Below are 11,736 nucleotides of genomic sequence, written 5' to 3'. Positions count from 1 at the left end.
CCGTCTCCACCCGCCCGTTCACCCCCCCCCCAACCAACCCGCCCACCCACCCCCCCCGCCCCCCCGCCCTGGCCCCCTTCTACCCCCCGCCCCCCCCCCCCCCCCCCCCGGGGGGGGGGGGGGGGGCCGCCCCCCCCCCCCGCACACCTCCATCGGAAGCCATGACCTCAGCCGACATGCCCGCCTGCTGCGCCGCCTCACGCCGGGCGGCACAGCTCTCTCAGCCCGCGCGGCTCTCCCAGCCCGCGCGGCTCCCCCGGCCCGCCGTGCCCCCTCGCGCCGCTCCGCGCCTCAACCGCATGATCGTGCTGCCCGGCGGCACCTTCCGCATGGGCAACGAGGACGTCCACGCCAACCCCCGGGACGGCGAAGGGCCGGTCCGCGACGTCCGCGTGGAGCCGTTCCGCATCGACCCGCACGCGGTCACCAACGCCGAGTTCTCCCAGTTCGTCAAGGAGACCGGGTACCGGACCGAGGCCGAGGGCTTCGGGTGGTCCTACGTCTTCCAGGGCCTTCTGCCCCCGGCCGTGGCGCGCACGGCTCCGTCACCGGCCGGGACGCCCTGGTGGCGCGGCATCGAGGGCGCCGCCTGGAACCGCCCCGAAGGCCCGGGCAGCCACGTCCGGCAGCGCCGGAAACACCCTGTCGTCCACGTCTCCTGGAACGACGCCGCCGCCTACGCCGCGTGGGCGGGCAAGCGCCTCCCCACCGAAGCCGAATGGGAGTACGCCGCGCGCGGCGGCCTCGATCAGGCCACCTACCCGTGGGGCGACGAGCTGCGCCCGCGCGGCCAGGACCGGTGCAACATCTGGCGCGGCCGGTTCCCCGACCAGCACGACGGGCGCCCCGGGACCGTCGCCGCCGACGCCTACCGTCCCAACGCCTACGGGCTCTACAACACCGTCGGCAACGTCTGGGAATGGTGCGCCGACGCCTTCACCCGGGACGGCGACACCCGCGCCATGCGCGGCGGCTCGTACCTCTGCCACGACTCCTACTGCAACCGCTACCGCGTCGCCGCCCGCACCTCCAACACACCCGACTCCACCACCGGCAACACCGGTTTCCGCTGCGCCGCCGACGCCTGAACGGCCCCGCGCGACCCGGGCCGTCCGGGCGCCGGCGACGCTCGGGCGTCAGTCCAGGGCCAGCAGCAACGCGGCGGACCAGCTGAAGTTGGTCGAGTTCAGCGGGGCGCCCGTCAGGGGGTTGTAGTTCTCCATGATCGGCGCGTCTCCGAGCAGGCCGGACGCCGAGCCGCGCAGGCGGTCGGCGAGGGCGGACGCGTCGGCGCGGTAGCCGTACCTCCGCAGGCCCTCCAGGGAGAAGTACGCCTGGTCGAGCCAGACGGGGCCGCGCCAGTACTTCTCCGGGGCGAAGTACGGCGAGCTCTTCGCCACCGTCGCGAACGGCATCGGGGTGGCGAACTCCTCCGGGTCGGTCAGCCTGCCGCGGACGGCGGCCGCCTGGGGCCCGGTCGCCACGCCCGCCCAGAGCGGGATCGCCCCCTCGATGCCGCGGCCCCGGTCGGTGAGGCGCCGCCCCGTCGCGAGGTCGGTGTCGTAGAAGTAGCCGGTCGCCGGGTCGTACATCGCCGTGCGGATCGCGGCGGTGAGCGTCCGCGCCTGGGCGGTCAGGCGGCGGGACGCCGCCCGGTCGCCGAGGCGCTCCGCGATCGCCGCGAGGTAGCCCTTCTCGGCGGCGAGGTAGGAGTTGAGGTCGACGGACTCCTGGTTCAGCGAGTAGCCCACGACCCGTCCGGCGGCGTCCCGGTTCTCGACGGCGGTGGTGCCGAGCGCGGCGTCGAAGCGCGGGGCGTTGTCCATGCCGCTCTCCCAGGCGGCGGCCTGCCGCCGGGCCTCCGGGGTGTCGTTGGCCGGGTCGACGGTCGCGCCGTACTCGGCGAGGCCGTCGTGGTCGTGGTCCCGGGTGCGGTACCACCAGTCGTGGTAGGCGACCAGCTTCGGGTACATCTCGCGCAGGAACCGGACGTCGCCGCTGCGCCGGTAGGTCTCCCAGACCGCCCAGGCGGCCAGCGGCGGCTTGGTGTTGCGCTCGTTCCAGTTGCCGCCGCCGCGGGCGGGGTCGTTGTAGAAGAGGCAGTCGGGGATCATCCCGGCGTCCTGCGGCCGGTCACGCGAACCCGCGGTGATCTGGTGGTCGAACATCGACCTGATCTGCGACTGGGCGAGCGCCGGGTCGAAGCCCGCCACGCCGACCGCCTGCTTCCAGGTGTCCCAGGCCCAGAAGCCGCCGGTGAACCACTTGTAGGAGATGGACGGCGTGATGCCGCCGTGGTCGAGCCTCCCGGCCGGGCCGCGCCAGTTCGTGACGAGGGTTTCGAGCGCCTTGACCGCGAGCCGCCGCCGTCCCGCGGGCACGTCGGCGGTGACGGCGGCGACGTACCGGCGCCAGCGGGCGTCGGTGTCGCCGATCGCCTTGCCGGGGCGGCGCAGCAGGTCGCGGACGGCCGCGGCCTCCCGCTCGCGTTCGGCGGCGGTGAAGGTGTAGGTCTCGGTCCAGGTCAGCGCGGACGAGCCGCGCGGCGCGAGGGTCAGCGGGCGCGCCAGGTCGGTCCGGTAGGAGTCGCCGGCGACGGTGGTGCGGACGGGGTCGGCGTGGGTCACCTCGAACCGTTCGGTCCCGTCGGTGAGGTAGTCCCACTGCTCGCGGACGCGGGCGAAGCCGACCGCGACGCCGCGCGCCGTGGCGTGCAGGGACGGCGCGCTTCTCATCGGCTCGTCGTCCGGGCGCAGGAGCGAACCGCTCCAGCCGACCTCCACCGTCCGGGGGCCGTTTCCGGTGTTGGCGATGGAGGCGCGGACGAGCGCGCTGTGCCCGGAGGCGAAGCGCAGTTCGAGGGTGAGCCGCAGTCCCGGCAGGTCGTAGACCTGGCGCAGCATCCCGGGGAGGGCGGTGAGCCGGGGCGCGCCGGCGGCGCCGAGGTCGAGGTCCCGGCCGTCCGCGCGCAGCCGGATCCGGCTGAACGCCTTGCTCAGCCACCACGGGTACTCCTGGGCGATGTAGAGCGGCCCGGAGAACCCGCCGTACGCGTCCTTGTCCCCCGGCCGCGGCAGGGCGTAGGCGTGCCACGCGCCGCGGTCGCTGAAGACGTTGACCTCGTTGACCTCGGCGGGCAGGGCGTTGGCCGGGACGCCGTGCAGGTCGAGCACGTCGGCGTAGCCCTCCGGCCCCGTCCTCCGCTCGGCCGCGGAGGACGCCGGCACGGCGGTGACGAGGAGGGCGGAGCCGAGCGTCAGCCCGGCCAGGGCGTGGAGCGGTCGTCGCATGATCACCTTTCGGGGTGGGGGTGGGTCGTCCTGAGCACCGCCGCCCCGAGCGGGGGCAGCCGCAGCGTGTCCCGCACGGCGGCGCCGGACAGGAGGTCGACGCCGTCCGGGACGGGCACGTCCGTCTCGGCGTCGCGATGGTTGAGCAGGAAGAGGTAGGACGCGGCGGGCCCGTCGCGGCGGGTGGCCTCGACCCCGTCCGGGACGGCGTGCACCGGGCGGACGCCCGCGTCGGCGAACGCCTCGTCCAGCACGATCCCGATGCCGTCGCCCAGGTGGCAGCTCACGTACCAGGCCCGCCCGGCGCCGTGCGCGTTGCGGGTGACGGCCGGGCGGCCGGCGAGCGCCCCGGACCCGTACGCGGCCGCGGTCTCGGCCCCGGCGGTCTCCAGCCATTCGCTCCACAGCGTCGCCGGGACCGTGCGGTCGCCGAACGCCACCTCGACGGACGCGTCGTCCGGGACGGGCCAGAACTCGTCGACGACGACTCCGAGCACGTCCCGCAGCGGCGCCGGATAGCCGCCGAGATGCACGTGGTCGTGCTCGTCGACGATGCCGCTGAAGAAGCCGCAGACCAGCCGGCCGCCGTCCGCGACGTACGAGCCGAGCCAGGCGGCCGTCTCATCGCTCGCCATGTAGAGGTTGGGCAGCAGCACGAGCCGGTACGGCGCCAGGTCCGCGCCGCGGGGGACGAAGTCGACGGCCGCGTTGCGGGCGTGCGCCGCGCCGTACCAGGACAGCACGAGCTCCTGGAGCCGGAGCCGGGACGAGGGGTGGTCGTCGAGTTCCAGCGCCCACCAGGAGTCCCAGTCCAGGACGATCGCGACATCGGCCGTGGTGCGGGTGCCGGCGACCTCGGCGAGCCGGGCGAGCTCGCGCCCGATGCGCACGGTCCGGTCCCACTGCGGCGAGCCGGTGCCGCGATGCGGGAGGAGCGCGCTGTGGAACTTCTCCGCCCCCGCGCGCGACGCCCGCCACTGGAAGTGGAGCACGCCGTCCGCGCCGCGCGCCACCGCCTGGAAGGACCACAGCCGTCCCAGCGCGGGCGGCTTCGGCACGTTGACCGGGCGCCAGCTCACCGCCGACGGCGCCTGCTCCATGAGCAGCCACGGCCGGCCGCCCTTGAGCGAGCGCATCAGGTCGAAGTTCATCGCGGCGTTGACGTGCGCCGCCGGGTCGGCCGGGTCGGGGTAGGCGTCGTCGGACACGACGTCCTCGTGCGCCGCCCACTTCCAGTAGTCCAGCGGCTTGAACATCGACATGAAGTTCGTCGTCACCGGGAGGCCCCCGCCGTCCTCGTCCAGGACGGCCTTCTCCGCCAGGTAGCAGCCGAGCAGGGCGTCGGAGCAGAACCGGCGCCAGTCGAGCGTCTGGGTCGGGTTCACCGGTCCGGGCGCGGTGCGCGGCGGCTCGATCTCCTCCCACCGGCCGTAGCGCTGCGACCAGAAGTCCGTCGCCCAGGCGCGGTTCAGCTCCGCGACGTCGCCGTACCTCTCCCGCAGCCAGGACCGGAAGTCCGCCGCCGACGCGGCGCAGAAGCACTCGGTCACGTGGTCGCCGTACTCGTTGTGGACGTGCCACAGCACGACCGCCGGATGGGCCCGGTAGCGCTGGGCGATCATGCGGGCCAGCCGCGTCGCCGATTCCCGGTAGACCGGGGAGGACGGGCAGTAGTGCTGGCGGGAACCGAACTCCAGCCGGACGCCGTCCGCCGTGACGGGCAGGATCTCCGGGTGGCGGCGCACCAGCCAGGCGGGCGGCGACGCGGTGGCGGTGGCGAGGTCGGCGGCGATCCCGTGCCCGGCGAGCAGGTCGAGCAGCCGGTCGAGCCACCCGAAGTCCCAGGAGTCCGGGCCCGGTTGCAGCCGCGCCCACGAGAACACGCCGACCGTCACCAGGTTGACCCCGGCCTCGTTCATCAGCCGGGCGTCCTCCGCCCAGACCTCCTCGGGCCACTGCTCGGGGTTGTAGTCCCCGCCGTAGAGCAGCCCCGGCACCCGAATCATCCTTTGACCGCCCCTCCCAACAGACCGGACACGAACTGCTTCTGGAACAGAAAGAAGATCAACATCAGGGGGAGCGTCGCCAGGAAGGAGCCGAGGATCAGCCCGGAGTAGTCGACGTGGCTCTGCCCGATGAGGGTGTACAGCGCGACCGGCGCGGTGTATTTGTCCTCGGTGTTCAGCATCAGCAGCGGCCACAGGAAGGCGTTCCACTGCGTCATGAAGGTGAAGATGACCAGCGCGCCGAACTGGGGCCGGACCACCGGGAGGACGACCCGGTAGAAGATGCGCAGGTCGCCCGCGCCGTCCATGCGGGCCGACTCGATCAGCTCGTCCGGGAAGGCGAGGAACGCCTGGCGCATGAGGAAGATGCCGAACGAGTTGGCCAGGAACGGCAGGATGACCGCCTGGTAGGTGTCGACCCATCCGAGGCTCGCCATCATCTGGAACAGCGGGACGAGCAGCACCTGGAACGGGATCATCATGGTCGCCAGGACGGCGCCGAGCAGCAGCCGCCGTCCCCGGAACCGGTACTTGGCCAGCGCGTACCCGCACATGGCGGAGATCAGCGAGCTGAGCACCGTGTAGACGACGGCGACGCCCGCGCTGTTGAGCATGACGCGGCCGAAGCCGATCGTGTGCTCCAGTTCCACCAGGTTGTGCAGGAACCGCCCGCCCGGGAGGAACGGCGGCGGGGACGCGAACAGCTCGGAGTCGTCGCGGGTGGAGGCGACCACCATCCAGTAGAACGGCGCCGCGCTGATCAGCGCGCCCGCCAGGAGCAGCAGCAGGGCGAGCGCGCGGCCCGCGCGGGGGCGGCCCCTTCCCTCGGCGGCCGGGATCACCGCGACCTCTCCTTCCCGAAGAAGCGGAACTGGGCGTAGGAGATCAGCCCGATGACCGCGACGACGACCCAGGACAGGGCGGCCGCGTAGCCGAAGTCGAGCTGCTCGAAGCCCACCTTGTAGAGGTAGAGGACGGGCGTGGTCGTGGCGTTGCCCGGTCCGCCGCCGGTCAGGACGTAGTTCTCGTCGAAGAGCTGGAGCGTTCCGATCGTCGAGGTCACCGAGCAGAACAGGATGACGGGACGCAGCTGCGGCATGACCACCCGGACGAACGTGGTGAGGGGCCCGGCGCCGTCGATGGCCGCCGCCTCGTACTGCTCCCGGGCGATCGACTGGAGCCCGGCCAGCAGGATGACCGCGTTGTAGCCCGTCCACCGCCAGGTGATCGAGCCGATCAGCGCCAGCCGCGCCCAGCCGGGGCCGTTCAGCCAGTCGACCGCGGGCAGGCCCACCGCGCCGAGCATCTGGTTCACCAGGCCGCCGTCGGTCTTGAGCAGGACGCGGAACACCACCGAGTAGGCGACCAGCATCGTGACGGCGGGCAGGAAGTAGGCGATGCGGAAGCCCGAGCGCAGCCGCAGCCAGGACTGGTTCAGCCCGAACGCCAGCAGCAGCGCCAGCCCGATCATGACCGGGACCTGGACGGCGAGGATCAGCCCGGTGTTGCGCAGCGCGGCCCAGAACACGGGGTCCGCCGCCATCCGGCGGTACTGGGCCAGCCCGACCCAGGTCGTCACGCCGTCGCGGTCGGCGGTGAAGCTCTGGTAGAGGCCGGCCAGCAGCGGATAGGCGAAGAAGAGCGCCAGCAGCGCCGCCGCCGGGCCCGCGAACGTCCACGGCGTGGTCCGGCGGCGCCAGCGCTCCCGCCACCGGGGCGGCGCGTCCGGCCGGGCCGCGCGGGCGGGTCCGCTCTGCGCGGGTTTCCGTTTCGTCACGTCGACGACCACGGCGTCACTCGGCGATCGACCGGCCGGTCGCGGCGGCGATCTGCTTGGCCGCCGAGTCCAGGGCCTTCGCCGGGTCGTCGCCGTGCAGCACGATGCCGGAGACGGTGCGGTTGACGACGTCCCTCGCCTTCGGTCCGTCCTTGGAGATCTCGATCGGGGGCACCTTGTCCGCGAGGTCGGCGAAGGTCGCGAAGACGGGCCGGCCGCCGTAGTAGGGCTGCGGCGCGGTCACGAACGGGTCCTTGAGCGCGGGCAGGTAGGCGGGGAACAGGCCCTCGTTCTTCAGCATGGACACCTGGTTGGCGCCGTCCGCGAGGGCGAACTCGATGAACGCCCACGCCGCCCGCGCGTTCGCGCTGTGGCCGCTGACGGCGAGGGTGGACCCTCCGTCGTTGGACGTCCGCACCCCGCCCTGGTCGAACGCCGGGAGGGGGACGACGCCGAACTTCCCCTTGAGCTCGGGCATCTCGTCGGTGAGGGTCCCCGACCACCACACGGCGTACGGGGTGGTGGCGACCTTGCCCGCCTTGGTCGCCGAGACGAGGCCGTCCCAGCCCTTCTCGAAGGCGACGAGGTCCTTGTCGGCGAGCGTCTTGAGCAGCGCCGCGGCGCGGACGGCCCGCGGGTCCGAGACGGCGATCCTGCCGCCGCGCACGTAGCCCTGCCCCTGCTGCTGGAGCAGCATCGGGAACATGCTGTCCTCCTGCGGGTCCATGACGAGGAGCTTCTTGCCGGTCGCCGCCTTGATCCGCTCCCCGGCGCGGACGTAGTCGTCCCACGTGGCGATGCCCGCCGGGTCGACGCCGGCCTTCTCGAACATGTCGGCGCGGTAGTAGAGGGCGCAGGGCCCGCCGTCCCAGGGCAGGGCGAAGACCTTGCCGCGCTCGTCGGTGACGTCCTTCCAGGCGGCGCGGGCGAACTCGGCCCGGTGCGCGCCGGCGAGCGGGGTCAGGTCGTACAGCCCGCCGGGGAAGGCGCCGATGTAGCCGGGGAGCCGGGTGCCCTCGACGGTGAGGACGTCGGGCAGGCCCTTCCCCGCCTTCATCCCCACGGTGATCTTGTCGTAGGCGTTGTCGTAGCCGATGTCGACGACGTCGACGCTCGTCCCGGGATGGCGCTGCTCGAAGGCCGGGGCGAGCCGCTTGAGCGCCTTCGCCGCGACGTCCCACGACCAGACGGAGATCTTTCCTTCGATCTTGGCCTGGGCGCCGGCGCTGAGCGCCGGCCCCGCCTTCCCGGCGCCGCCTCCGGTGGCGCACCCGCTCGTTCCGAGCAGCGCCGAGACGGCTCCGGCGACTCCGGCGGTCAGGACGGTCCGGCGTCCGATGGCCGCCCGTCCGGGGTTGGTCGCCATCTTGCCTCCCCAAGGGATTCGGGATAATGCTGTATACAGCACACTGCATCCTGTGTTCTCGTCAAGAGGGTGAGGCAAGGAATGTGAAGGAGAGCGAGATGAACGCGCACCCCTACATCCCGAACTCGGTGCCCGAGGTGAAACGGGAGATGCTGGCGGCGATCGGCGCGCGGAGCGTCGAGGACTTCTACGCGGACGTGCCCGGCCGCATCCGGCTGGACCGGCCGCTGGACCTGCCCCCGCCGATGCGCTCCGAGGCCGAGCTGGTCCGGCACGTCGGCGGGCTGCTGGCGCGCAACACCAGCGCCCAGGAGGCGCTCAGCTTCCTCGGCGCCGGCTGCTACCACCACCACGTGCCCGCGGTCGTCGACGAGGTGGTCAACCGGAGCGAGTTCCTCACCGCCTACGCGGGCGAGCCGTACGAGGACCACGGCCGCTTCCAGGCGCTCTGGGAGTACCAGTCGCTGATGGGCGAACTGCTGGAGATGGACGTCGTGAGCGTGCCGGTGTACGACGGCTTCCAGGCCGCGTCCACCGCGCTGCGCATGGCGGGACGGATCACCGGCCGCCGCCGGCTGCTGCTGGTGACGGCCGTCGCCCCCGACAAGCTGTCGAAGATCGAGGACTATGTCCGTCCCGACCACGACGTGGTCCTCGTGCCGGTGGACCCCGCCACCGGCCTGGCCGACCCGGCCGCGGTGCGGGCGGAGCTGGCGGCGGGGGACGTCGCGGCGGTGTTCGCCGAGGCGCCCTCGGCGTCCGGGATCCTCGACCCCGCCCTCCCGTCGCTGGCCGAGATCGCGCACGAGGCCGGGGCCCAGTACGTCGTGGGCTGCAACCCGATCTCGCTGGGAGCGGTGACCCCGCCCGCCGCGTACGGCGCCGACATCGTCTGCGGCGACATCCAGCCGCTCGGCCTGCCCATGAGCTACGGCGGGATGAACGGCGGCTTCGTCGCGACGCGGGACGAGGAACTCTACGTGGGCGAGTTCCCCTCCCGGCTGTTCGGCCTCGCGCCCACCAGCGTCGAGGGCGAGTACGGCTTCGGTGACGTCGCCTACGAGCGCACCTCCTTCGCCCTCCGCGAGGAGGGCAAGGAGTGGGTGGGCACGGCCGCCGCGCTGAACGGCATCGCCGCCGGGGTCTACCTGGCCCTGATGGGACCGCAGGGCATGCGCGAGGTCGCCGAGACGATCCTGGCGAACACCCGGTACGCGCTGGACCGGCTGGCCGCGGTGCCCGGCGTGGAGACCCCCTACGCGGACGCCCCCCACTTCGCCGACTTCACGCTCCGCTTCACCGGCTCGCGGACCGCCGCCGAGATCGGCGAGGCGCTGCTGGAGCACGGGATCTTCGGCGGCAGGGTCCTGTCCGGGACCGACGCCCTGTACTGCGTCACCGAGATCCACACCAAGGACGACATCGACCGGCTGGCCGAGACCCTCCAGGAGATCGCCAAGTGAAGACGGGCCCGACCCCCTCCCCCCTCTCCCCCGCCGACGCGAAGATCGGCCCGAAGCCCCCGCTGCGCCGGTTCCACCAGGCCCGGTGGGACGAGCCGCTGCTGTTCGAGCTGGGCTCCCCCGGCGAGCGCGGCGTGCTGCCCCCGCTCCCGGAGGCGCCCGCGGACGTCGTCCTCCCGGACGGGCTGCGCCGCGCCGCGCCGCCCGCGCTTCCGGAGCTGTCGCAGCCGCAGGTGCTGCGGCACTACCTGCGGCTGTCCCAGGAGAACCTCGGCGCCGACTTCAACGTCGACGTCGGCCAGGGCACCTGCACCATGAAGTACAGCCCCAAGGTCAACGACCGGTTCGTCCGCGACCCGAAGGTGGCCGGGCTGCACCCGCTGCAGGACGAGCGGACGGTGCAGGGCGTGCTGGAGATCATGTACCGGCTGGAGGGGCTGCTGCGGGAGGTCTCCGGCATGGACCGGTTCACCCTCCAGCCGGGCGCCGGCTCCGCCGCGATCTACACCAACGTCGCGATGATCCGCGCCTACTTCGCGGCGCGCGGGGAGGCCGAGACCCGCGACGAGGTCATCACCACGATCTTCTCGCACCCGTCCAACGCGGCGTGCGCGAAGACGGCCGGGTTCAAGGTCATCACCCTGTACCCGGACGCCGACGGCTACCCCGACATCGAGGCGCTCAGGCAGGCCGTCGGTCCCCGCACCGCGGCCCTGCTCATCACCAACCCCGAGGACACCGGGCTGTTCAACCCGCGGATCGAGGAGTTCGTCCGGATCGTGCACGAGGCCGGCGGCCTGTGCGCCTACGACCAGGCGAACGCCAACGGCATCCTCGGCATCACCCGCGCCCGCGACACCGGGTTCGACCTGTGCCACTTCAACCTGCACAAGACGTTCTCCACGCCGCACGCCTGCGGCGGGCCCGCCGCGGGCGCCTGCGGCGTGACCGCGGAGCTCGCCCCCTACCTGCCGACGCCGACGGTCGAGTTCGACGGCACCCGCTACCGCCTGGACGACAACCGGCCCGAGTCGATCGGGAAGATCCGTCCGTTCTACGGCGTCGTGCCGAACCTGGTGCGCGCCTACGCCTGGATCATGTCACTGGGCGGCGCGGGGCTGCGCGAGGCCGCGGAGGTGGCCGTCCTCAACAACAACTACCTGATGGCGAAGGTGCTCCAGATCCGCGGGGCGTCGGTGCCGTACGCGCCGGGACGGCCCAGGGTCGAGCAGGTCCGCTACAGCTGGGAGCGGCTCGCCGAGGAGACCGGCGTGCACAGCGAGGACATCGGCATCCGCGCGGCCGACTTCGGCACCCACTACTGGACGAGCCACCACCCCTACGTCGTCCCCGAGCCGATGACGCTGGAGCCGACCGAGTCCTACTCCAGGGCCGAGCTGGACGAGTACGCCGCCATCCTCGCCGAGGTGGCCCGCGAGGCCTACGACGACCCGGAGACCGTCCGGACCGCGCCGCACCGCTCCACCGTGCACCGCGCCCGCCAGGACGTCCTGGACGACCCGGCCACCTGGGCCGTCACCTGGCGCGCGTACCGCCGGAAGATCCTCGGGGAATGAGGCCGCGATGAGGATCGGGCTCGTGGTGAACCCCGTCGCCGGGCTCGGCGGCCGGGTCGGGCTCAAGGGCAGCGACGGCGCCGGCGTCCAGGAGAGGGCGCGGGCGCTGGGCGCGACGCCGCGCGCGCCGGAGCGCGCCGCGACCGCGCTGGCGGAACTGCGCTCCCGGCTCGGCGTCCCGTTCGCGGTGGCGACCGCGGGCGGGTCCATGGGCGAGGGCGACGTCCTGCGCGCCGGGCTGGTCCCCGACGTCCGGT

General features: G+C 73.1%; 8 protein-coding genes and 1 pseudogene. 4 read left to right on the top strand and 5 right to left on the bottom strand.

Translation table 11 applies throughout. The features are described from left to right. The first annotated feature begins 176 nt into the window (after window positions 1-176). On the top strand, window positions 177-1,088 hold the full coding sequence (locus tag ABWI04_RS39035; protein WP_502913215.1) for a formylglycine-generating enzyme family protein: 912 nt from the start codon (window positions 177-179) through the stop codon (window positions 1,086-1,088). Between the two features lie 48 nt (window positions 1,089-1,136). Here the strand turns inward: ABWI04_RS39035 and ABWI04_RS39030 are convergent, their stop codons facing one another. The 5 genes from ABWI04_RS39030 to ABWI04_RS39010 are packed head-to-tail and all read right to left on the bottom strand — an operon-like array spanning window position 1,137 to window position 8,439. Next, window positions 1,137-3,290, bottom strand: a complete 2,154-nt coding sequence (locus ABWI04_RS39030; protein WP_345180942.1) for an MGH1-like glycoside hydrolase domain-containing protein — start codon at window positions 3,288-3,290, stop codon at window positions 1,137-1,139. Window positions 3,291-3,292: 2 nt separating this feature from the next. Next, window positions 3,293-5,296 (bottom strand): beta-galactosidase, encoded by a 2,004-nt coding sequence (locus tag ABWI04_RS39025; protein ID WP_345180944.1) that lies wholly within the window; start codon window positions 5,294-5,296, stop codon window positions 3,293-3,295. Beyond that, on the bottom strand, window positions 5,293-6,138 hold the full coding sequence (locus ABWI04_RS39020; protein ID WP_345180945.1) for a carbohydrate ABC transporter permease: 846 nt from the start codon (window positions 6,136-6,138) through the stop codon (window positions 5,293-5,295). Before ABWI04_RS39020 ends, ABWI04_RS39025 begins: the two co-directional genes overlap by 4 nt. Next, on the bottom strand, window positions 6,135-7,073 hold the full coding sequence (locus ABWI04_RS39015) for a carbohydrate ABC transporter permease (RefSeq protein WP_345180947.1): 939 nt from the start codon (window positions 7,071-7,073) through the stop codon (window positions 6,135-6,137). Before ABWI04_RS39015 ends, ABWI04_RS39020 begins: the two co-directional genes overlap by 4 nt. A 16-nt stretch (window positions 7,074-7,089) precedes the next feature. Continuing rightward, on the bottom strand, window positions 7,090-8,439 hold the full coding sequence (locus tag ABWI04_RS39010; RefSeq protein WP_345180949.1) for an ABC transporter substrate-binding protein: 1,350 nt from the start codon (window positions 8,437-8,439) through the stop codon (window positions 7,090-7,092). Window positions 8,440-8,537: 98 nt separating this feature from the next. On the opposite strand from ABWI04_RS39010, the gene gcvPA reads away from it, so the two are divergent. From gcvPA to ABWI04_RS38995, 3 genes and pseudogenes are all read left to right on the top strand, one after another. Beyond that, window positions 8,538-9,902, top strand: coding sequence for an aminomethyl-transferring glycine dehydrogenase subunit GcvPA (gcvPA, locus tag ABWI04_RS39005; RefSeq protein WP_353835531.1), 1,365 nt, complete (start codon window positions 8,538-8,540; stop codon window positions 9,900-9,902). Then, a complete protein-coding gene (gcvPB, locus tag ABWI04_RS39000) occupies window positions 9,899-11,479 on the top strand; it encodes an aminomethyl-transferring glycine dehydrogenase subunit GcvPB (protein WP_353835530.1) in 1,581 nt (526 codons plus the stop codon). The genes gcvPA and gcvPB overlap by 4 nt, the downstream gene beginning before the upstream one ends. A gap of 7 nt (window positions 11,480-11,486) precedes the next feature. Next, window positions 11,487-11,736: pseudogene (locus tag ABWI04_RS38995) on the top strand (ATP-NAD kinase); the annotation flags it as partial.

Origin of the sequence: Actinomadura sp. NPDC000929, from assembly GCF_040492065.1 — a bacterium.
GTDB lineage: Bacteria > Actinomycetota > Actinomycetes > Streptosporangiales > Streptosporangiaceae > Spirillospora > Spirillospora verrucosospora.
Note: the sequence above shows the minus strand (reverse complement) of the source record. Positions and strands in the feature narration are given on the sequence as shown.